Source organism: Pusillimonas sp. NJUB218 (assembly GCF_003788685.1).
In the GTDB taxonomy this organism is placed as follows: domain Bacteria; phylum Pseudomonadota; class Gammaproteobacteria; order Burkholderiales; family Burkholderiaceae_B; genus Neopusillimonas.
Window position 1 is genome coordinate 111,534 of sequence record NZ_NQMK01000001.1, and the last position, 21,734, is coordinate 133,267.

23 protein-coding genes are annotated in these 21,734 nt (G+C 57.2%); 8 read left to right on the forward strand and 15 right to left on the reverse strand.

Annotated elements, in window-relative coordinates; genetic code table 11:
* Positions 1-130: 130 nt before the first annotated feature.
* The 6 genes from CHR62_RS00525 to CHR62_RS00550 form a co-directional block, all read right to left on the reverse strand.
* Complete coding sequence (locus tag CHR62_RS00525; RefSeq protein WP_158609077.1) at positions 131-2,125, reverse strand: diguanylate cyclase domain-containing protein; 1,995 nt, start codon at positions 2,123-2,125, stop codon at positions 131-133.
* Between the two features lie 167 nt (positions 2,126-2,292).
* Complete coding sequence (locus CHR62_RS00530) at positions 2,293-2,898, reverse strand: SCO family protein (protein WP_123659656.1); 606 nt, start codon at positions 2,896-2,898, stop codon at positions 2,293-2,295.
* Complete coding sequence (gene cyoE / locus CHR62_RS00535; RefSeq protein ID WP_123659657.1) at positions 2,898-3,791, reverse strand: heme o synthase; 894 nt, start codon at positions 3,789-3,791, stop codon at positions 2,898-2,900. The genes CHR62_RS00530 and cyoE overlap by 1 nt, the downstream gene beginning before the upstream one ends.
* Entirely contained in the window at positions 3,788-4,798 is a 1,011-nt protein-coding gene (locus CHR62_RS00540) for a heme A synthase (RefSeq protein ID WP_123659921.1), read from the reverse strand. Before CHR62_RS00540 ends, cyoE begins: the two co-directional genes overlap by 4 nt.
* Positions 4,799-4,803: 5 nt before the next feature.
* A complete protein-coding gene (locus CHR62_RS00545; protein WP_233574818.1) occupies positions 4,804-5,391 on the reverse strand; it encodes a hypothetical protein in 588 nt (195 codons plus the stop codon).
* 117 nt (positions 5,392-5,508) lie between these two features.
* The gene (locus CHR62_RS00550; RefSeq protein ID WP_123659659.1) at positions 5,509-6,312 is read right to left on the reverse strand and encodes an SURF1 family protein; all 804 of its coding nucleotides are present in this window, start codon (positions 6,310-6,312) and stop codon (positions 5,509-5,511) included.
* A gap of 38 nt (positions 6,313-6,350) precedes the next feature.
* On the opposite strand from CHR62_RS00550, the gene CHR62_RS00555 reads away from it, so the two are divergent.
* Complete coding sequence (locus CHR62_RS00555; RefSeq protein WP_093969942.1) at positions 6,351-6,563, forward strand: twin transmembrane helix small protein; 213 nt, start codon at positions 6,351-6,353, stop codon at positions 6,561-6,563.
* A 155-nt stretch (positions 6,564-6,718) separates the two neighbouring features.
* Here CHR62_RS00555 and CHR62_RS00560 read toward each other — a convergent pair whose 3' ends face one another.
* The 5 genes from CHR62_RS00560 to coxB form a co-directional block, all read right to left on the reverse strand.
* Positions 6,719-7,594, reverse strand: a complete 876-nt coding sequence (locus tag CHR62_RS00560) for a cytochrome c oxidase subunit 3 (protein WP_093969941.1) — start codon at positions 7,592-7,594, stop codon at positions 6,719-6,721.
* Between the two features lie 39 nt (positions 7,595-7,633).
* A complete protein-coding gene (locus CHR62_RS00565) occupies positions 7,634-7,858 on the reverse strand; it encodes a DUF2970 domain-containing protein (protein WP_093969940.1) in 225 nt (74 codons plus the stop codon).
* 21 nt (positions 7,859-7,879) lie between these two features.
* The gene (locus CHR62_RS15755; RefSeq protein WP_216820796.1) at positions 7,880-7,984 is read right to left on the reverse strand and encodes a cytochrome oxidase small assembly protein; all 105 of its coding nucleotides are present in this window, start codon (positions 7,982-7,984) and stop codon (positions 7,880-7,882) included.
* 13 nt (positions 7,985-7,997) lie between these two features.
* Positions 7,998-9,590: a cytochrome c oxidase subunit I gene (gene ctaD, locus CHR62_RS00570; protein WP_093969939.1), complete on the reverse strand. Its 1,593-nt coding sequence runs from the start codon at positions 9,588-9,590 to the stop codon at positions 7,998-8,000.
* Between the two features lie 85 nt (positions 9,591-9,675).
* Complete coding sequence (gene coxB / locus CHR62_RS00575; protein WP_123659660.1) at positions 9,676-10,833, reverse strand: cytochrome c oxidase subunit II; 1,158 nt, start codon at positions 10,831-10,833, stop codon at positions 9,676-9,678.
* Between the two features lie 220 nt (positions 10,834-11,053).
* Here coxB and CHR62_RS00580 point away from each other — a divergent pair, with 220 nt between their 5' ends.
* The 5 genes from CHR62_RS00580 to CHR62_RS00600 all read left to right on the forward strand — a co-directional run bounded on the left by CHR62_RS00580 (position 11,054) and on the right by CHR62_RS00600 (position 16,705).
* Positions 11,054-11,875 carry an NUDIX hydrolase family protein gene (locus CHR62_RS00580; RefSeq protein WP_123659661.1) on the forward strand — a complete coding sequence of 274 codons (822 nt, stop codon included), beginning with the start codon at positions 11,054-11,056 and terminating at the stop codon, positions 11,873-11,875.
* Between the two features lie 167 nt (positions 11,876-12,042).
* Positions 12,043-12,804 (forward strand): PhaM family polyhydroxyalkanoate granule multifunctional regulatory protein, encoded by a 762-nt coding sequence (locus CHR62_RS00585; protein ID WP_123659662.1) that lies wholly within the window; start codon positions 12,043-12,045, stop codon positions 12,802-12,804.
* Positions 12,805-12,826: 22 nt separating this feature from the next.
* A complete protein-coding gene (gene glmU / locus CHR62_RS00590) occupies positions 12,827-14,194 on the forward strand; it encodes a bifunctional UDP-N-acetylglucosamine diphosphorylase/glucosamine-1-phosphate N-acetyltransferase GlmU (RefSeq protein ID WP_123659663.1) in 1,368 nt (455 codons plus the stop codon).
* Positions 14,195-14,264: 70 nt separating this feature from the next.
* Positions 14,265-15,599, forward strand: coding sequence for an MFS transporter (locus tag CHR62_RS00595; RefSeq protein WP_123659922.1), 1,335 nt, complete (start codon positions 14,265-14,267; stop codon positions 15,597-15,599).
* A gap of 14 nt (positions 15,600-15,613) precedes the next feature.
* On the forward strand, positions 15,614-16,705 hold the full coding sequence (locus tag CHR62_RS00600; RefSeq protein WP_123659664.1) for a glycosyltransferase family 4 protein: 1,092 nt from the start codon (positions 15,614-15,616) through the stop codon (positions 16,703-16,705).
* A gap of 4 nt (positions 16,706-16,709) precedes the next feature.
* Here CHR62_RS00600 and CHR62_RS00605 read toward each other — a convergent pair whose 3' ends face one another.
* Entirely contained in the window at positions 16,710-17,207 is a 498-nt protein-coding gene (locus tag CHR62_RS00605) for an Lrp/AsnC family transcriptional regulator (protein ID WP_123659665.1), read from the reverse strand.
* Between the two features lie 137 nt (positions 17,208-17,344).
* On the opposite strand from CHR62_RS00605, the gene glmS reads away from it, so the two are divergent.
* Entirely contained in the window at positions 17,345-19,177 is a 1,833-nt protein-coding gene (gene glmS, locus CHR62_RS00610; RefSeq protein ID WP_123659666.1) for a glutamine--fructose-6-phosphate transaminase (isomerizing), read from the forward strand.
* Between the two features lie 23 nt (positions 19,178-19,200).
* Here glmS and CHR62_RS00615 read toward each other — a convergent pair whose 3' ends face one another.
* The gene (locus CHR62_RS00615) at positions 19,201-19,536 is read right to left on the reverse strand and encodes a DNA-binding transcriptional regulator (protein ID WP_123659667.1); all 336 of its coding nucleotides are present in this window, start codon (positions 19,534-19,536) and stop codon (positions 19,201-19,203) included.
* Complete coding sequence (locus CHR62_RS15920; protein ID WP_255416167.1) at positions 19,533-19,667, reverse strand: type II toxin-antitoxin system RelE/ParE family toxin; 135 nt, start codon at positions 19,665-19,667, stop codon at positions 19,533-19,535. Before CHR62_RS15920 ends, CHR62_RS00615 begins: the two co-directional genes overlap by 4 nt.
* A 258-nt stretch (positions 19,668-19,925) precedes the next feature.
* Here CHR62_RS15920 and CHR62_RS00625 point away from each other — a divergent pair, with 258 nt between their 5' ends.
* Entirely contained in the window at positions 19,926-20,432 is a 507-nt protein-coding gene (locus CHR62_RS00625) for a TIGR00645 family protein (RefSeq protein WP_123659668.1), read from the forward strand.
* A 105-nt stretch (positions 20,433-20,537) separates the two neighbouring features.
* Here CHR62_RS00625 and CHR62_RS00630 read toward each other — a convergent pair whose 3' ends face one another.
* Complete coding sequence (locus CHR62_RS00630; protein ID WP_123659669.1) at positions 20,538-21,713, reverse strand: ABC transporter substrate-binding protein; 1,176 nt, start codon at positions 21,711-21,713, stop codon at positions 20,538-20,540.
* Positions 21,714-21,734: the final 21 nt, after the last annotated feature.

Consider the following 21,734-nt stretch of genomic DNA (forward strand, 5'->3'; position numbering starts at 1 on the left):
TTCTGCTTCTCTCAATCCCCTCCCTTCTGAAGCGGGTTTTTTAGTGGGACGCCAACCTCGGCGTCCCCTTTTTTATGTCCGCAGCCTGCGATGGTCAGGCTCTTGTTAATGGCGCGTAAGCCCGAAAAAATTACGCGCGCCAAGCCCTAGAGACGGTCTTGTCTTTGTAAACCACATAGTTATTTCGGCCGTTGTGCTTTGCGGCATACAACGCCTGGTCTGCGCGTTTCAGCAGGTCGTCGGCGTCGACGGGTGCGCTGCCATCAAAATAGGCTATGCCAATGCTCGCCGATACACTGACTGTCGCTTGGCCCAGGGTTATGGGTGTGCGAAGGGACTCTAAAATTTTGTCGAAGATAGTCGTCCCGTTGGGGCGTCGCAAGATGAGTGTGAATTCGTCTCCGCCCAGGCGAGCGACGGTGTCTTCGGCACGGACCAATGTTTGCAGCCGATGCGCTATTTCGATCAGTAAGTGATCGCCTGCGTCGTGACCATGCTGGTCGTTGACGGGTTTGAACCCATCAAGATCGAGCATGCATACGGCCAGTGTTTCGTTGGTGCGTTGTGCCTGGGCGACGGCTTGGTGCAGTCTGTCGACCAACAGCCGACGGTTCGGGATGCCGGTTAATGCATCATAAAAACCCATGCGCTCCAGCTCTTGCTCGTGATGCTTGAGCACGGTGATGTCCTGGATATAACCATGCCATGTAATGCTGCCATCGTCGTGTCGCGTGGGGGTCGAGCTGCCCTTTACCCAGATTTCGCCCTTGGTGGGGTGGTTGTACCGATAGGTTGCCGTCCATGTGTTCAGCGTAGCGGCCGAGTTTTCAATGAACTGCGTCAACTGCGGATAGTCGTCAGGGTGAACACGGTTGTAGACCCTATTGGCATCTTCTGACAATTGGGCGTAGGTGTAGCCGTACACATCGGCAATTTGGGGTGAGGCATAGGTAAATCGGCTAGCGCCATCGGCATCCAGTCGGAACTGATACAACGCGCCGGGTACGTTCTCGGCCAGCTCGCCCAGCCGTTGCCACAGGGCGCTGCGCTCTTGCTCGGCCAAAATGCGCTGGGCGTTAAGACGCTGTTCGGCTGCCCTGGCCGCAAGTAGCTGGCGGTGTAGCCACGCCAGGCGTGTCGTTTGCAGCGCTAAGGCAATCACTACCGCACTTAGCGTACCGACCAGCAGAAGGTTTTGCTGAATGAACTCAACGGGCGTCACCGACGGCGCCTGGTCGAAGGGGGGGAGCCGCAGCGTGACCATGGCGTCCTCGACGGCACTGTAGTCCCGCGGAATGGTGAAGCCATAGATACCGGCCTTGACCGCGACCGGGTCACCGGGTTCGATGGCCAGCAAGGCCGCCAACACACGCCGACTGGTGTCGCGGTCGATGTGCGGTAACGCAGCAATGGCCCATTCTGGGTAAAGCGTTGTTGACGTTACAAAAGGGAAGTTGGGCCATTTGATGGGCTCCAGTACTTCAAGCTGTGCAACGTCGGTGCGCCCTTGGGTTTGCATGGCCTCGAGTATGCCGGTACGAATAAAGCCGGCATCGGCGCGCTTGTCGAGTACGGCATCGACCACCTTGTCGTGTGGGTTGCCTAGCGCCATAAACTGGATGCGATCCAGGTCGATACCCTTCTTGCGCAGATGTGCTGCTTGTGCCGTGTAGCCGCCCAGGTACTGGCGGCCCAGAATGGCGACCTTTTTTCCTTCAAGGTCTGAAAGGGTCTTGATGCTGTCGTTGTCTTTGCGTTTGATAATGACGCCGCCCAGCTGCGAGACAGGCTGCCCGGCGTGCAGGGTAACCTGGGTGGCAATGGCCCCAGTTAACAGGTTCGAACTACGCAGGCGGATGTAATGGGCCGGGTTGGTAAACACGATGTCCAGCAGCGCGTTATCGACGGCGGTGGCCATTTCGTCTTGTTCAAGAAAGTGCAGTCTGACGGCGTGGCCAGGCAGGATTTTTTGGAGATATTCGGCTAAAGGCACCCACATCGGCCGCAAGATGTGTTCGGGGCGATAGTTGAAAATACCGATTTCCAGCGTGCGCGCTGGTTGGGAGATGTCGGGGGCGGTATTAGTGGCGTGTGCTGGCCGCGTAGCTAATGCCAGACATATCAAGCAAACAACAAATAGCAGTTTTGTTAGCCACGCCAAAATCAAATATGGCTGGTATGTAGGGCTTGCCAACCAAGGGGGCCCAACAGCATTGAAAAGGCATTTGCGCAAGATAGCCCCGGTGGTGATTGGCATAATCGCCACCCATCTTAAGCGCATTGGGCCAGTAATTACAACAGTGCTTTTATGTCGGCGGCCAGTTGATCGGCTGGAGCTGTGGCGTTGACTAGCACACGTGCTTGGCCGTTCTTGTCAAACAAATAGAACGATGCCGTGTGGTCCATCGAGTAGGTGTCGTTGCTGCGGTCGGGCACCTTGGCATAAAACGCCTTGAATGAGCGTGCCGTTTCTTTCAGTTGATCTGGCGAGCCTGTCAGCCCCGCAAAGTCGGGGTTAAAGGCTTTGACATAGTTTGCCAGCACTTCGGGGGTGTCGCGCTCGGGGTCGACGCTGATCATCATGACTTGAACGTCCTTTGCTTGGTCTCCCAGCAAAGACAACGATTGCGAGATATGCGCCAGGGCCGTGGGGCATACGTCTGGGCAATGCGTAAACCCGAAGAACACCACCAGGGCTTTGCCTTTGTAGTCGGCCAGGGTGCGGGGCTGGCCCGTATGGTCGATCATGTTCAGGCCGCTACCCAGGCCCGTGCCCGAGATATCAGACCCATGAAATTGAGGTTTCGGGTCGGGGCTGCAGGCCGCCAGCAATGTGGTCAGCCCTACGGCGCCAGCCAGCTTAAGTAACGAGCGTCGATTAAAGGTGGTGATAGTCATTAAAGCAGCAGTATCCAGTGGTCGATAAGCAGCGCCAGGAACAGCAGTGACAAGTACAGAATCGAGAAACGGAACAGTTTACGCGACAGGGCGTCGGAATAGTTACGATACAGCTGCCACGAGTACCAGACAAACAGCCCGCTAAGCACGGCAGCGCAGCCCAGGTAAATGAAGCCGCTCATGCGGATCATGAAGGGCAGCATGGTGGCGGCGAACAGCACCAGGCTGTACAAAAAAATGTGCAGCAACGTAAATTGCTGGCCGTGAGTGACCGGCAGCATGGGCAGGCCCGATTCGGCGTAGTCGGTGTTTCGGTAAAGCGCCAGCGCCCAGAAGTGCGGCGGTGTCCAGATAAAAATAATTAGCACCAGCACCCAGGCCTCGGCCGGTACCGAGTTGGCTACGGCGGCCCAGCCTAGCGCCGGCGGCATGGCGCCAGACAACCCGCCAATGACAATATTTTGTGGTGTCAGTGGCTTGAGGATAATGGTGTAGATGATGGCATAGCCCACAAAAGTGGCGAAGGTCAGCCACATGGTTAGCGGGTTGACCCAGTGGTAAAGCACCAGCATGCCTACACCACCCAAAATGCCCGACAGTACCAATACCTGCAGGTTGGTAATGGTGCCCTGTGCCGTTGCCCGACGCGCCGTACGCTGCATTTTGGCGTCGACTTCTTGTTCGATAAGACAGTTGATCGCAAAGGCGGCAGCGGCCAGCAGCCAGATGCCGATAGTTGCGGCGACAACGGGTTGCCAGGGCGGCAAGCCCGGGCTGGCCAGGAACATGCCGATAATGGCGCAAAATACGGCCAGTTGCGTAACACGGGGTTTGGTTAATACCCAGTATTGTCGCCACAGTCCGGACGAAGGAAGGGATGATGCAGTACTCATGACGCTATTGTAGTCTGACGGGCGGCCGCCAAGCGAACCAGCAGGGTGGTGCTGAACAGAACCAGTCCCGCAGCGCCGCCGTTATGCAAGACGGCAATCAGCAAGGGCCATTCGAAGAAAATGGTGGTCAGGCCGGTGAATAGTTGTGCCAGCAACAACAGCAAAATGGCGGTGGCGGGGGTGCGCAGGCCAGGCTCTTGGCGCAATTTAAGCGCCAGCAAGCCCATATACACAAACACGACAAAAGCAAAGTTACGGTGCACCCAATGAATGGCGGTAAGCGCGTGTTGGGAAATCATTTCGCCCGAAGGCAGCTCACCCAAGGCGCGGATGAGTGAGAAGCCGCCGTGCAAGTCCATAGGCGGTATCCACTGCCCATTGCAGGTTGGGAAATCCATGCACGCCAAAGCTGCATAGTTGGTGCTGACCCAGCCGCCTAAGGCGATTTGGGCGAATATTAAAATGAACCCGGCGACCATCCAGGGGTGCCAGCGCGCCGCAGCCGCTGGTATGGGTGGATGGGACTTCTCGCGCGCGGCCAGCCAGGTCATCAGGGCTAAAAGGGTCATGCCGCCCAATAGATGAATGGTGACAATAATGGGCATGAGCTTGAGCGTGACTGTCCAGGCGCCGAAAGCACCTTGTACGCACACGGCAATCAGTGTGACGATGGCCAGGCGGGGCGTGTTCCCGAGCACCTTGCGGTGTCGCCACGCCATGATGACGATACAAATGATCAGCAGGCCTAACAGGGCGCCGACGTAGCGGTGGATCATTTCGATCCAGGCTTTGGGGAAGCTGACCGGGCCATAGGGCATGGCCTCGACGGCAGCGCGAATATGGTCTGACGCGCCGATGGGTGTGACTTTGCCGTAGCACCCGGGCCAGTCGGGGCAACCCAGGCCAGAGTCAGTCAGGCGCACGAAGGCGCCAAACATGATCAGGTCAAGCGTAAGAAACCAGGTGAAGAAAACCAGCTTGCGGTAGCGGGCTTTGATGGCGTCGATCATGATTAACCAATACGCGAGTTGTAGATCAGTTTGCTGATGTCTTTACGTACACGGGGGCCACGCTCTTCCGGGGCCGTGCCGTCGTCGGGGGGGAATTCGAGCATGAGATTGCCCAGCGGGTCGATCACCCACATGGGTTGTGCCAAAGTTTCGGCCGCCGATGCGCCCGGCGACGAGACTGTGTTGCTGGGCAGGTAGGTGGCGAGCTTTTCGGGGTTTGCGCGAACGAATACGGTGCCGATGTAGGCTTCTTGCACAACTTGCGGCACTTCGGCGTCGTCGGTGATGAACCAGATGCGGGCGACGCGATCGACATTTTTGCCCTGGCTGGCATGAGAGTTGCGCAAGATAAAGAGTTTTTCGACGCAAGACTCGGGGCAGGCGCCTTGATCGGCTGTGGCCAGCACCCATTTGCCGTGCAGGCTAGCCAGATCGAAGGGCTTGCCGTCGAGCGTTGTCAGTCCAAGCTGCTCGGCCGGTGGTGTGGGACGTTGGGGGCTAACCAGTTGCCCGTAATTACTGGTCTCGCCGGGTCGCAAGCCCAGTGCCGGTACGTAGTAAGCCAGCAGCGCAAACACAATGGGTGCCATGCACAATACAACGATCCAGATCAGAGGTTGGATGGAGCGCTTGGGCGCAGCCTTGGGTGACGTTTCTGGGGTAGTGCTAACCACGGGGTAATCCTTTTGTCATGCGTTAGGGCAGCGTTATACGTGCCGGCGCCACGCGCGCAAAGCACGCCAGGCGATAACCAGCCAGGCGCCAAGTGCGATAGCGGCAAATGCAAACCATTGAACGGCGTAACCCCGGTTCTTGTCGGCATCGACCGACGGGGTGGGCCAGTTCTGAATAAGAGGGGTGCCGTCTTCAAGTGAAGCGGCAGAGGTTTGTTGCAGTACAGCCGGCACTAATTTTAAGCCAGTTACGGATTCGACGCCGGCCAGGTCAAGATTCTGGACTTCTGGCGGATAAGTCGGCCCCGAGGTGCCTGATGACAATACGGCCAGGGCGTTGTCGTCGGTGCCGGACAATTCGAACATGCGGGGCACGCGGTCGCGCAGACTACCGGTAATTGTCTGAATGCCCGTAGGGGCATCGAGCGCAGGCAGGGTACTGCCTGCGCCCAAGGGGCGAGGAATCCAGCCGCGCAGCACCAGCAGCGCCTGTCTGCCAACGGCAGGCTGAGTGGCGTCTTCAGCGATTTGCATTGGGGTGGCGACCCAATAACCGGGCCGCCCCTCGTGGTTCCGGTTGGCCAGCAGTATGGTGTAGCGGTTCAGCCACTGCCCCGTTGCCGTGGCAGGGCGCCAGTTGGTCATTTGCGTCACCGGCGTGTCGGCTTTCAGTGTAAGAGGCGGTTGTGCCTGACCTGCGGTAATGTCAGCCAATAGGGCTTCGCGTTCGGCGGCACGGCCTAATTGCCAACGGCCCAGCGAGCCGCACACAACGGCTACTACCGCCAGTGCAACTAAGGCGGAAACGATACGAAAAGAAAAGGGGGATTGGGCCATGTCTGCGATAATTATAGTTTCTTCAAAGGGGGCAGCGCATGCGCATTATTGTGATTCTGGCGTTTCTGGGCATTATTGCCAGCTTGGCGTCGGCCTTTTTGTATCTTATGCGTGACAAAGGCGGCAGCAATCGTACGGTTAATGCCCTTACCATACGCATTGGGCTGTCTATTGCTTTGTTTTTGTTTGTTTTGTTTGCCAACTACATGGGCTGGATTCAAAGCACGGGCTTCGGTCTGCAGCCGCAATAAAAAAAGGTACGTCGGGGGGCGTTTTCGCGCTGTCTGCGCGTAGGCGTATAGCGAAGGCCTGGCCATAAATTGGCGGTTAAAAAAAAACCGGCGCACTGCAAAGCAGGCGGCCGGTTTTTTTGTGCCCGGGCGTTGAGCCCGGGCTATGGCAGTACTTAGAACCAGTATACGAACAGGTACAAGCCCAGCCATACAACGTCAACAAAGTGCCAGTACCAAGCTGCGCCTTCGAAACCGAAGTGCTGATCAGCGGTAAAGTGACCTTTCAGGACGCGGAAGAAGATAACCAACAGCATCGTGGCGCCCAGAATAACGTGGAAGCCGTGGAAGCCGGTGAGCATGTAGAACAACGAGCCGTAGGCACCCGAGTCGAAGCGCAGGTTAAGGTCGTTGTAGGCGTGCATGTACTCGTAAGCCTGAACGCATACGAAGACAAAGCCCATGATGATGGTGGTTGCCAGCCAGAACGCTGTTTTACCGCGATGATTGGCGCGGATCGCGTGGTGGGCGATAGTCAGGGTAAGACCGGAAGTCAGCAGAAGCGCGGTGTTAATGGTGGGCAGCCAGAAGGGGCCAACGGTTTGGAAAGCTTCTACAACACCTGCTGGGCCCAGGTTGGGCCAGGCGGCCGAAAAGTTGGGCCACAGCATGTTTTGGTGGTCGATGTTGGCCAGCCAAGGCGTGGTGACTTCGCGCGTGTACCAAAGCGCACCAAAAAAAGCGCCAAAAAACATGACCTCGGAGAAAATGAACCAAGCCATGCTCCAGCGGTACGAGTTATCGACGCGCTGGCTGTTCAGGCCGTCTTCGGACTCGCGAATGGCGTCGCCGAACCAGCCCCACAAAACGACAAACAGCATTAACAGGCCTGCGCCAACCAAAAAGGGTGCGAAGGAAATGCTGTTGACCCACAACGCCGCACCGATCAAGACGATCAGCAGGGCGACACTGGCACGCACCGGGTGTGCGGAATCGGCGGGCACGTAGTAGTAAGGCGCCTTGTTGCCGGTTGCCGAGTGACTTGCACTCATGGTGTTCTCCTACGAATTATTGAATTTTGTACAAATACGTTAAACGGCCTGAGCGACGAACCATTGTGCCACCATAACCAAGCCCACCACAAACAAAACTGTGCCGATAACGGCCGCAATAATGAGGTGGACCGGGTTGAGTTTGGCGATGTCTTCGGTGTAACCCTTGCCCTTCCGTACGCCCAGGAACCCCCAAAGTACGGCTTTGAGGGTTTGGAAAAAATTAAGCTTGCGTTGCGAAAGTTCGCGGATGTCGTTGGTCATGCCGATACCTTAGTCGAAATGTTAGCCAATGCCGCCGCGGACAATAACCCAGCCCATGATCGCGAAGACGATGGCGGCTAGGATCAGCCCGGTAATACGGTTGCGGCGGCGTTGTTCTGGTGTCATTTCGAACCTTTGATTACTTGACGACAGGCGGTGTTTCGAAGGTGTGGAACGGTGCTGGCGAAGGCACTGTCCATTCAAGACCTTCGGCACCATCCCAGGGCTTGGCAGGGGCTACTTCGCCGCGGCCAGAGTAAGCCTTGAGCACAACGTATACGAAGATCAGCTGCGACAGACCGAACCAGAAGGCGCCGATGGTGGCGATTTGGTGGAAGTCGGTGAACTGCGCGGCGTAGTCGGCATAGCGACGGGGCATACCGGCCAGACCCAGGAAGTGCATGGGGAAGAAGGTGACGTTGAAGGAAATCATTGTCATCCAGAAGTGCCATTTACCCAGGCGCTCGTCGTACATGCGGCCTGTCCATTTGGGCAGCCAGTAGTAGGCGCCGCCAAACAAGGCAAACAGCGAGCCGGCAACCAGTACGTAGTGGAAGTGAGCCACAACGTAGTAGGTGTCGTGTACGGCGATGTCGATAGGTGCTACGGCCAGAATCAGCCCAGTGAAGCCGCCCAGTGTAAACACGAAGATGAAGCCCACCGAGAACAACATGGGGGTTTCGAAGGTCATGGAGCCGCGCCACATGGTGGCTACCCAGTTGAAGATTTTGACGCCGGTGGGCACCGAAATAAGCATGGTGGCGTACATGAAGTACAGCTGGCCGGTGACGGGCATGCCGGTGGTGAACATGTGGTGAGCCCAGACCAGGAACGACAGGATCGCGATGGCGGCTGTGGCGTAAACCATTGAGGCATAACCGAACAGCGGCTTACGGGCAAAGGCGGGCACAATGGCCGACACAATACCGAACGCCGGCAGAATCATGATGTAGACCTCGGGGTGACCGAAGAACCAGAACACGTGCTGGTACAGAACGGGATCACCACCTGCGGCGGCGTTGAAGAACGCGGTGCCGAAGTGACGGTCGGTGAGCAGCATGGTAACGGCAGCAGCCAGTACAGGCATGACAGCGATAAGCAGGTAAGCCGTGATCAGCCATGTCCAGCAAAACAGCGGCATTTTCATCAGGGTCATGCCGGGTGCGCGCATGTTCAGGATGGTAACCACAATGTTGATGGCGCCCATGATGGACGACGCACCCAAAATGTGGACGCCGAAAATGGCCAGATCCATACCCATACCCATTTGCAGGGTCAGCGGTGCGTACATTGTCCAGCCGGCCGCCATTGCGCCGCCAGGCACGAAGAACGATGCCGTAAACAGAATGGCGCCGACGGGCAACAGCCAGAAGCTGAAGTTGTTCATGCGGGCGAAAGCCATGTCGGATGCGCCGATTTGCAGCGGGATCATCCAGTTGGCGAAGCCCACGAACGCCGGCATGATGGCGCCAAACACCATGATGATGCCGTGCATGGTGGTGAACTGATTGAACAGCTCGGGCTGGAAGAACTGCAGGCCGGGCGAGAACAATTCGGTACGCAGCAACAGGGCCAGCGTGCCGCCCTCGAGCAGCATGATGAACGAGAAGATGAGGTACATCGTCCCGATGTCTTTGTGGTTGGTGGCGAACAGCCAGCGACGCCACCCGTGCGGGGCGCCGTGGGCGTGGTCATCGTGCCCGTGGGCGTGATCGGCAGTAACACTGCTCATGATGGACTCCTTCCTACTTTTCCCGGGGCAGCGCGGCCACCCCGGCAGAAAAACTTGTGAACTTGATTACACGTGCCAACAAGGGTTAGCGCAATGCCGTAACTTGTGAAGGCTGGACGATAGGGTCTTGGCCTTTACCCGCGTTGCCCCAGGCGTTGCGGATGTAGGTGCTGACCGCAGCGATTTCTACGTCGTTGAACTGGTCGCGGAAGGCGGCCATGGCCGTGCCGTTGACACCGTTCAGTACTCGAAGAATTTGCTCTTTAGCCGGGCCCATGACAATGGCGCTGCCGTCGAGGGCAGGGAATGCCGGAGGGTTACCCTTGCCGGTAGCCTGGTGACATGCTACGCAAGCTGCGGTGTAGACTTTTTCGCCACGTGCGATGAGCTCTTCTTTGGTCCATTCTTTGGTTGGATCGTCGGCAGCGCTGGCCAGTGCTTTTTGCTGCTCGGCAGCCCATTTGTCGAAGTCTTCTTGCGAAACGACGTTGACAACGATAGGCATGTAGGCGTGATCTTTACCGCACAGCTCGGCGCATTGGCCACGGTATGTGCCGACTTGGTTGGCACGGAACCAGGTGTCACGCAGGAAGCCGGGGATCGCATCTTGCTTGACGCCCAGTTCAGGCACCATCCAGGAGTGAATAACGTCGCCGGCGGTCAGCACGATACGTACTTTTTTGCCTACGGGTACTACCAGTGGGTTATCAACTTCCATCAGGTAGAACTCGCCGGGGGGTTCTTTGCCCATGCGCTGAGCCATGGGGGTCGTGAGGTTCGACATGAACTCTACGCCTTGGGCCGCGCCGTCGAGGTATTCGTAGCCCCATTTCCATTGGTAGCCCGTTACCTTGACGGTGAGGTCGGAGCTAGAAGTGTCTTTCATGGCCACAACGGTACGTGTTGCAGGCAGGGCCATGCCGATAACGATGAGGAACGGGACGACTGTCCAGGCGACTTCGACGCCCACGTGTTCGTGAAACTTGGCCGGCACAGCGCCACGCGACTTGCGGTGCTTGAAAACGGAGTAGAACATGACCCCGAAAACACCAATGAAAATGACTGTACAGATGATGAGCATCATCCAGTGCAGCCATGCAATGTCGTTGGCGATTTGTGTGACCCCAGGGGTGAGGTTAAGCTGGTTAACCTTTGGCCCCCCGGGCATATCTACTACCTGTGCACCAGCAATGCCTGCGAACAGCAAAGCCCCGGCGCCCAGTACCCCTCTCAACTTCATCATGCTGACCTCGAAATACGGTGTGCGTTCGCCCGTTGGCAACTTTAATTAATAGGCCATTAATTAATTGGCCTGCGGCGAGTGCACAATTATCAGATGGCAGGCGCGTAGAACCACGGCCTATGAAAACACCTGCCCCATTGAATTGCTCTTAAACCGCGGAATTATAACGAACCTGCGCAAGTCGTGGGGCAATTGCGCCTGCTTACACTACAATCGCGTCATGAATCTTACTCCGTCATCGTCATTTTTAGCAGCCCTGACGACCCGGTTTCAGGCCCTGCAGCAACGCATACAGCAGCTTCCCCCAGCAGGCGCTCGGCCGCTTACTGTGGCCGGTCGGGTGTCGGGCTGGGTTACGGCCCGTGCAACCCTGGCGTTGGCGGGCTTGCCCGGCGTGGCTATTACGTCCGAGGCCGTGCATATACATGCCCTGGTTGCGCGGGGGTTGCCCCTGAATCAGGTGCTCGAAACCGTCGCACACACTTTAAAGAATGCGGGTTGTTTGCGAGGTTGGCGCAACGAGCTACTTGATGTGGTGGGCGAAGGCCAGGTGTTGGGGGTCATCGAACGCGCCGCTCTGCGTCCGCTAGGTATGCTGACACGTGCCGTTCACCTTAACGCCTGGACGCCCGACGGCCGGTTATGGGTGGCTCGCAGGTCGGCCACTAAAACGACAGACCCCGACATGCTTGACACGCTGGTTGGCGGGTTGGCAGGCGCCGGAGAGTCGCTCGATACGGCATTGCTGCGCGAAAGCTATGAAGAGGCGGGCCTGGCGCCTCAGGTGTTGGGCGGGCGTACGCCGGTTCGCGTCATTACTCGTATGCACCGTCATTTGCCCGAGGGATATCAGGTCGAAGACGCGCTGGTCAGCGAGTGCGTGCTTGATGCTGAGGTCAGACCGGTCAACCAAGATGGCGAGGTGAGTGAAATCATGGCGCTCGACATCGAGGACGTCTGGGCCCGCATTTTGGCCGATGAGTTCACCCTTGAGGCCGAGCTGGTGGTGCTCGATAGCCTGATGGCGCGGTTGCGCGTCTAACTGCTGACAGGGTCCGCGATTGTCGGTGGCCGCCGTGTGTTGTTATGCATTGCGGCATTCTTGCCCTGCAGGGCAGCATTCTGCGTAAAATGGTCTTAGTTGGGCGCCGCAGGCGCTGTTTTACCGGGTTTCATTCACGGGTCTTACTACTTACAGCAGGGGGCATCATGACGAACACCAATCCTTTTGTATTGCCGGGCTTTGGGCAATCGGGCGACATGGCGCAAAACCCCATGATGGCCAGTATGGAAATGATGCGACAGGCCTGGCAGAATCTGGCAGGCGCCGGAGCAGGCGCATTGGGTGCAGGTGCCGTTGCCACCCCGCCGATGAGTCTCGAAGAGCTCGACCGCCGCATCACCGAATTGCGCACGGTCGAAAATTGGCTGCGCATGAACTTGTCGATGCTGGGCAGCACCATTCAGGGGTTAGAAGTGCAACGGGCAACCATCGCCACATTGAAGTCATTTGTGTCGCCGATGGCCTCCGGTAACGACGACGCCCCATCAGCCCTCGAAGTTGCGCTAGGGCTTAAGCCTTCAGGGCAAGCCAAAATCAAGCCGGCGTCCGAGTCCCCGCGTGCCGACACGGCCGGCGCGGCAACGGCCGACTCGTCAAGCGCTGGGTCGGGCGATGGTTGGTGGAATATGCTTCAACAGCAGTTCGATACCCTTGCCTCTGCAACGGCGGCCAGCATGAAAAATGCCGAAAGTGCGGTGACCGCCGCAACTCAGGTGGCCACCGACGCCGCTAAGGCCTCGACCTCGTCCAGCGTTTCATCTGGGCTGGCGGCCATGGCGGCGGCCTCGCCTGCTGCGGCCACGCCTAAACCGCGCGCCGCTCGTAAATCTGCGGCATCTACCCAAAAAACCGCCTCTGGTCGTGCTGCACCGCGCAAGCGCGCGGCACGTACCAAGGCTTCATCCTGATCTCTCTAACTTGTAACGTTACATGCTGAATATTGTTATTTTGGCGGCCGGTCTGGGCAAGCGCATGCAGTCCAGCCTGCCTAAAGTGCTGCATCCTATTGCCGGTAAGCCGATGTTGGCCCATGTGCTGGGCCAAGCCCGGTTGTTGGGTCCCAAGCGCATTATTGTGGTGGTTGGGCATGGCGCAGACGCAGTCAAAGCAGCGTTTGCCGACCAGGTCGACCTTGATTTTGTCTTGCAAAGCCCGCAACAGGGCACGGGTCATGCCGTCATGCAGGCTATGCCGTTACTCGACGATGATCCTCAAAGCGCTACCCTGGTGCTTTACGGCGATGTGCCGCTGGTGCAGGCCGATACGTTGCGCACGCTGCTGGCCGCTCGCGGGCAAGGGATGGCGGTACTTACAGAAAACCTGCCCGACCCCTCGGGCTATGGCCGTATTGTGCGCGACGCCGCCGGCCATGTGCAGCGTATTGTCGAGCATAAAGATGCATCGCCCCAAGAGCTTGCCATTACCGAGGTCAACACCGGTATCTTGGTGGCGCCTACGGTGCAACTTAAAGCCTGGTTGTCGCAGCTACGAAACGACAACGCCCAGGGCGAATACTACTTAACCGATATCGTGGGCTTTTCGGTGGCTGACAATGTCCCGGTAGGTGCTGCCCATCCGTCGGCATCCTGGGAAACCCTCGGCGTCAACAGCCGCGTGCAGCAGGCCCAGCTCGAGCGTATCTGGCAGGCTGAGCAGGCCCGGCGCCTGCTCGAGCAAGGCGTGACCTTGGCCGATCCGGCGCGCTTCGATTTGCGAGGCACGCTTCAATGTGGTCGCGATGTCTTTATCGACGTCGGCTGCGTGTTCGAAGGCGACGTTGTCCTGGAAGATGGGGTGCATGTCGGTCCGCATTGCGTTGTGCGCCAAGCCCATGTTGCCGCAGGCTCGCGCATCGATGCGTTCAGCCACATCGACGATGCGCGTATCGGCAGCCAGGCCCGCGTGGGGCCATACGCGCGACTGCGTCCAGGCGCAGATATCGGCAACGAAGCGCATGTGGGCAATTTTGTCGAAATCAAGAAAAGCCGCCTGGGCCAAGGCTCGAAAGCCAACCATCTGGCCTATATTGGCGACGCACAGGTGGGTGATCGCGTAAATATCGGTGCCGGTACCATTACCTGCAATTACGATGGCGTCAACAAGTTTCAAACCATCATCGAAGACGATGCCTTTATCGGGTCTGACACGCAGTTAGTGGCGCCGGTGCGGGTGGGCAAGGGCGCTACATTGGGCGCAGGGACGACGCTAACTAAAGACGCGCCGGCCGGGCAGCTTACCTTGTCACGCAGCAAGCAGGCGTCTGTGCCGGGGTGGCGGCGCCCCGTCAAAAAGCCCTGAGGTCCGATTGCCCGTAACCCATTCGGTCGAAACCTCGGCATCGCCCGCAGTGACCCCCGACGGTCTTCCCATGCCGCGCCGGTTGTGGGCGATTGCAACACTGATGGTGAGCCTGGCCATTGCGTCGCTTGATGTCACCATGGCCAATGTGGCCTTGCCGGCCATTGCTGCCGACTTGGGCGTTGCCCCGGGCCTGGTGGTATGGGTGATGATTGCTTATAGCGTCACCATTCTTGTCACGTTACTGCCGCTGTCGGCGTTGGCTGAGCGCGTGGGGTTTCGGCGGATGTTTGTGGTGGGTATTACCCTGTTCATGTTTTGGGCTGTGGCAGTTGCGTTCTCTAGTTCGTTTGTCATGCTGCTCACGGCGCGGGTCATTCAGGCTATTGGTACGTCGATGTTGATGTGCCTGTTCGGTGGGTTGGTGCGTAATATTTACCCTAGCCATCAGTTGGGATTTGGCGTGAGTCTGAATGCGATGATGGTTTCGGTTATGGCGGTGCTTGGGCCGACCATCGGTGCGTTTATCATCGAATGGTCTTCGTGGCACTGGATGTTTTTAATGTATGTGCCGTTGTGTCTAGCCACCTATTTCGGCGTTCGGTTCTTGCCCGACGTGCCCCGTACGGTGCGCCCGTTTGACTGGCTGGCTTGTGTGCTCAGCGCGCTGGCGTTTGGCTTGTTTGTTATTGGGCTCGACATGTTGGTGTCCTCTGCGTTGTGGGCGGTCATTCTTATTGTTGTGTCAGGGCTTTCGGCCTGGTTGTTGTACCGGCACTCGCGCGAGCAAGAGGCCCCTGTCGTGCCGCTGGACTTGTTGCGCATTAAGCCCGTGGCCTTTGCGGTAGGCGCCTCGGCGACGCTGTTTGCTGCGCATATGGCGGCGTTTGTGGCCTTGCCGTTTTATCTGATCAACATTATGCAATACAGCTATGCGCATGTGGGTGTGCTAATGGGGGGCTGGGCCATCGGGTCGGCCGTTATGGCGCCCGTTGCGGGGTATTTGTCCGATCGTTTTCAGGTCGCCGTACTGTGCATTGTCGGGGCAGGGCTGTCGGCTGTCGGTATGTTCTGGATCGTGCTTTTGCCGTCGGGTACCAGCCTGTTCTGGGGCTGGGTGCCGATGCTGGTCGGCGGGTTGGGCTTCGGTTTCTTTCAGTCGCCCAATAATCGGGCCCTGTTGTCCGGAGCGCCACACCGCCGCAGCGGGGCTGCGGGTGGGTTGCAGGCCACCACGCGCGTGTTTGGTCAAAGTGTTGGTACGGCCCTGGCCGCGCTGTCGTTTCATTTTGGCGGTCCGGTGGGGGCCACCGTAGCACTGGTTGTCGGCGTGGCGCTGGCGCTGGGTGCTGTGGGTATTAATGTGGCGCGTTATTTCAGTCGTGCGCCCGACTTGTCTTTGTAGCGGTTCGGGTTGTCATGCGTATTTTGTTGCTGAACTTCGAGCGAGGCTGGCGTGGCGGCGAGCGCCAGACACTGTATTGTCTGCAGCAATTGCGGTTGCTGGGGCACGATGTACAGTTGCTGGCTCGCGATGGCGAGCCCTTGGCTCAGGCCGCTCGCCAGGGTGGTTTTGTAGTGCATGGCGTAGGTTCGGTGCCAGCATTGTTGGCTTTTTTGCTGGTGCGCGGCCGGCAGTTCGATGTGCTTCATGCGCAGACCGCCAATACGTTGACCTGGTTGGCCGTGTTAAAGCCGATATTGCGTGGTCGTATTGTCTTTACGCGGCGTACGGCGTTTCCGGTGTCGTCGTCAAAGTTGCGTAAAACGCTCTGGAAGTGGCGCCGCGTTGATGGGTTCGCGGCTATTAGCGAAGCGGCTGCCGCTGAGCCCCGGCGGTTGGGGCTTGACGTGACTATTATTCGAAGCGCCGCCGAGCCCGCAGTTGCCGACTTAGAACGCATTGAAGCGCTGCGCAAACAGTATGGTTTGCATGGTCGTCGTGTCGTGGGTACCACGGCAGCGCTAACGCGTGAAAAAGATCCGTTGACACTGATTCGGGCGGCGCATCATTTGCGTAAAACGCACCCCGACGTCATGTTTGTTCATTTTGGAACCGATGGTGACGTCTCTTTTGCGGCCCGTCAGCTGGTTACCGAGCTGAATCTGGGTTCGCATTATGTCTTTGCCGGTTTTGTGTCCGGCGTTGAGTCGCTTTATGGCTTATTCGAAGTTTTTGCGTTGTCCTCAACGCACGAGGCTCTGGGCAGTAGCGTGCTTGACGCTTTTTATCAGCGCGTGCCCGTGGTGGCCACACGGGCAGGCGGGCTGAAAGAAGTGTTGGCAGAGGGCCGGGGTGTGCTGTGCGACGTCGCTGACTACCGCGCCATGGCTTCGGGTATTGCGCAACTGCTTGATGATGCCGAGCTGCGCGCCCGTGTCACCCAATGCGCCTACGATTATGTTTGGGCCGAACACGACGTGGGCCAAATGGCGCAACGCTACACGGCCCTGTACGGGTGCGTGTGTGCGTCGGGCGCGGCGCGCAACCCGTCTTCGGGTGTCGGGTAAGGTTTTAAGGCCGACGAACTTCGGGTTCGGGTAGTAGGGCCCGGGTGTCGAATTTGGCCCGGTGCGTAGCAAAAAATGTGCGGACGTTTCGAACATTGCGTTGCGACGTAAACACCCGGTGCGCCAGTGCATGGTAGGCCGGCATGTCGGCGACCTGCGCGACCACCACAAAATCCGGCCCGGGCGATACCCTGTAGCACTGTAATACGGCCTCCTCCTGAATGGTCAGGGCCTCAAAGGCTGCGTAGTGGTCAGTGGTTTGTCTGTCGAGCGTGATTTCGCAAATTGCGGTCAGGCCGATGCCTAGCGCTTCAGTATTCAGAATGGCGACTTGCTTTTCAATGATGCCCGCAGCCGTCAGGCGTCTGACCCGGCGCAGGCAGGTTGGCGGTGATGCGTGTACGCGCTCGGCCAATGTCTGATTGGTCAGTCCGGCGTCTGACTGCAGCGCGTTCAATATGCGCAGATCCAGGTCGTCGAGTTCGGGGCGTATTGTTGACATATTTTGTACCCATTTGGTGAAATTAAATTTCACAATTATGCATTGTTGAAATTTAATTTCATATTTATTATGAATGAGAAATTTAATTTCTTATTGTATTGCGCACAATACCACTATCTCATTAAGGAGTTCAGTTTATGTGCGGTATTGTCGGCGCCGTGGCGCAACGTGATGTCACCCCTGTCTTGGTTGAAGGTTTAAAGCGGCTTGAATACCGCGGGTACGATTCGTGCGGGGTTGCGGTGCATGCCGATGGCCAGTTGCGTCGCGCGCGCAGTACCTCGCGTGTGGCCGAACTTGAACGCGAAATTGCCGCCGACCAGTTGCAAGGGTTTACCGGTATTGCCCATACCCGTTGGGCAACACATGGTGCGCCGGCTACCCACAATGCCCACCCGCACTTTTCAGGGCAAAGCCGCGGCAACGCCCGCATTGCGCTGGTGCATAACGGCATTATCGAAAACCACGACGAGCTGCGTGCCGAGCTAGAGGCCGCCGGCTATGTGTTCGAAAGCCAGACCGATACGGAAGTCATCGCTCACCTGGTCGACCACCTGTACACCGATGACCTGTTCGACGCCGTGCAGCAAGCCACGCGACGCCTTGAAGGTGCATACGCCATTGCCGTATTTTGCCAAGACGAACCCCACCGCGTTGTGGGCGCCCGTCAGGGGTCGCCCCTGGTGGTTGGTGTAGGTAAAAATGAAAACTTCCTGGCTTCAGACGCGCTGGCGCTGGCCGGCACCACCGACCAGATCATTTACCTGGAGGACGGCGATGTGGTCGACCTGCAGTTGTCGCGCGTGTGGATTATTGACGCCCAGGGCCAGCCTGTTGACCGTGCCGTGCACACCGTGCACATTCACACCGGCGCGGCCGAGCTTGGCCCTTACCGCCACTACATGCAAAAAGAAATTTTCGAACAACCCCGCGCGGTTGGCGACACTTTGCAAGACATCCAGACCATCACGCCTGAACTGTTTGGCGACGGCGCGTATAAAGTTTTCAATGACATCGACAACGTACTGATTCTGGCCTGCGGCACCAGCTACTACGCCGGCCTGACCGCGCGCTACTGGATCGAGTCCATTGCAAAAATCCCCGTCAACGTCGAAATTGCCAGCGAATACCGCTACCGCGACAGCGTGCCGAACCCGCGCACATTGGTCGTTACTATTACCCAGTCGGGCGAAACCGCCGATACCCTGGCCGCCCTGAAGCATGCCCAGCGGCTGGGCATGACGCACACCCTGACCATTTGCAACGTGTCTACCAGTGCGATGGTGCGCGAGTGCAAGCTGGCTTACATTACCCGCGCCGGTGTCGAAATCGGCGTCGCATCGACCAAGGCGTTTACCACCCAGTTAGCCGGTTTGTTCTTGTTAACACTGGCGCTGGCCCAGGTAAAAGGCCGCCTGACCGACGCACAAGAAGCCGATTACCTGAAAGCCCTGCGTCACCTGCCCGTGGCCATTTCGGCTGTATTGGCCCTAGAACCTCAAATCATGGCGTGGGCCGATCGTTTTGCCAGCAAAGAAAACGCGCTGTTCTTGGGGCGCGGCATGCATTACCCTATTGCCCTTGAAGGCGCGCTGAAACTGAAAGAAATCAGCTACATCCACGCCGAGGCCTACCCCGCTGGCGAACTCAAGCATGGCCCGCTGGCTCTGGTGACCGATCAGATCCCCGTGGTAACCATCGCCCCGCGCGACGAGCTGCTTGAAAAACTGAAGTCGAACATGCAAGAAGTGCGCGCCCGAGGCGGCGAGTTGTATGTCTTTGCCGATGCCGACACCAAAATTGTTGGTAGCCCCGGCATGCATGTGATTCGTATGCCCGAAAACTACGGGAAGCTGTCACCGATTTTGCACACGATACCGCTGCAGTTGCTGGCGTATCACACCGCGTGTGCCCGGGGCACAGACGTAGACAAGCCTCGGAATTTGGCTAAGAGTGTGACTGTTGAGTGAGGGGGTTGAGCCGGCTGGGTGCGTTAAATAACAGCGTCCAGCCCTTTTCTTTCCAGTAGGCTCAGCAGTTTTAGCGACGGGCCGCTGGGCTTTTTATCCCCTATTTCCCATTTTCTGATCGTAGACGGGCTGGTGTTAAGTACGGAAGCCAACACGGCCTGGCTCAGATTGAGGCTTTGGCGTAATGCCTTGATCTGTTGACTGTCGTACTCAGGAACGGGCTCCAGACAAAGCGCATCAAATTTTTGTTGTTTTCGTTTGTCTATAAAACCCAGGCGCGCCAAGTCTGCCGCCGTGGTGTGCACGGCCTGAAGAATTTGGCTTTTTGCTTTTTGGGGACGTTCTGATCTAGTGGTCATGACAAATTTCTTCTAGGGCGCCTTCTTGGACCGATATATTCAACTGCGTTGCAAAGCATATCGTCCAATAGTTCTGTTTTGCGCATCCATCGAGCGAAATGACGCGTTTTGAACACTCGCTCATTATTCATGTCATGCCACCAAGTGGCATGAATTTCAATTTAGCTGGATATCGCCATGGCAAATTTCGGGGGCTAGACGACGGTTTTGCGATGGGCTTTTGCATGGGGGGGCAGCGTGTTTTTCAATGATCACACTCTATCTGTCTGACCTCGGAACAGGTATTCGCAAAAGTACGCCTTGTGGCCAGGCCCAGAATACAGACAGACGACGCTTGCCGGCGGGCAACGCGCTAAAATGCTCACCCCTTCATTTCTCATTTCCCCATCATGAAACGCCTGGAAAAGTCTTTTGAACACCTTCTGTTTACCAGCCGCTGGGTTATGGGGCCGGTTTACCTTGGCTTGGCGTTGGCGCTGGTCATCCTGCTGTTCAAGTTCGCCAAAGAAATCTGGGTGCTGTTCGCCGACATCATGACGGCGACGGGTGGCGAGTTGATTATTGGCGTGCTGTCACTGGTAGACATTGCGCTCATCATGAATTTGCTGATCATCATTATGTTCAGCGGGTATGAAAATTTCGTCTCGAAAATGGATGACCTGCACAGCCACCAGGATCGCCCGGAGTGGATGGGCCATATCGGGTTCTCCGACCTGAAGTTGAAGCTCATCGGCTCAATCGTCGCGATTTCGGGCATCGAGCTGCTGAAGGCATTCATGAATGTCGACAACCTGACTGACCGGCACTTGGCCTGGATGGTCGGTATCCACGTCACATTCTTGTTTTCGGGGTTGTTTTACGCCGGCATGGATCGTCTGGCTGGCAAAGGCCATTAGACGCGGGCGACAGTCGAAATGGTTGTTGCAATGGCCGGTTAAATTTGATGTGCTGGGCGGGGCTGCGCTGCGCTAAGCCAGACTCCCGCCGTGCTTTCATTTCGACTATTGTTTACCAGGGTCTTTGTAGTTTTTTAATGAGTCATCAATTTCTGCGTTAATTAGGCGCCCGTCTTTTTGTTCAACGCGACGGATGTAAATAGTTTGATTGATATCGCGAGTGTCTTTATCAATTTCAATGGGGCCGCGCGGGCTGACAAAGGTTAGGCCCTTGACTGCGTTGATGAATGCGTCCCCCGACGCGTCGCCCTTTGTTTTCTTTAGTACTTCGTGAATCAGTCGCATGCCGTCGTAGCCGCCAACAGACATAAAGTTAGGGCGGGCATTGTTGTAAGATTTGTAGTACGCCGCTGTATAGGCTTTGTTTTCCGGCGAGTTATGCGTTTCGGCATAATGATGCGCCGTCACTACGCCCAGTGCCGCATTGCCTAATGCGTCAATCGTGTCTTCATTGGTTAAGTCCCCAGTTGCAACAATACGTATGTTTTCTTGCGCAAGGCCGCGGTCGCTGAAGCCTTTCAGAAATGCAGTAACGGCTTCGCCTGCAGGTAGAAACAGAAATACAACGTCTGGTTTCGCGTCCTTGATGCGTTGGAGGTAAGGGGCGAAGTCAGAGTTTTGTACCGGGACGCGTACACTGCCTATGACTTGTCCGCCGGCCGCGTTGTAGCTTTCTGTAAAGTACCGCTCCGCGTCGTGTCCCGGGCCAAAGTCGGCCACCAGGGTAAACGCACGTTTCATGCCATTATCAACGCTCCATGGCCCAAGCGGGGCGGTGTACTGTGCCACGGCGGCCGATGTCCGGGTAATGTAGGGGGACTTCTCCGTGAGGCTTGAGGTACCAGCATTCATGATCACCATTGGCATTTTTGCATTTGCCGACAGCTGTGCGGTTGCCATCGCTCCGGGCGTTGTGGCGAACCCCGCCAGAATGTCTACTTTGTCGCCAACCATGAGCTCTTGAGCGACACGCCGCGTCACTTCCGGCGCGGCGCCCGTGTCGTCTTTTAATATTATTTGCACTTTCCGGCCTGCAAAGTTGTCCCCGTTTTCTTGCAAATAGAGCTGGACGCCGCGCTCTATTTGTTTGCCATATGATGAAAACGGTCCTGACATCGGAAGCACCAGGCCAATCTTCAGTGGTTCCGCAGCGAAACTGTTTGTGGCTAATGTCAGGCTAATTGCAATGCTGGCTGCCAGACGTTTTGTGGTTATAGACATGTTGTTGTCTCCTTGTTTTAG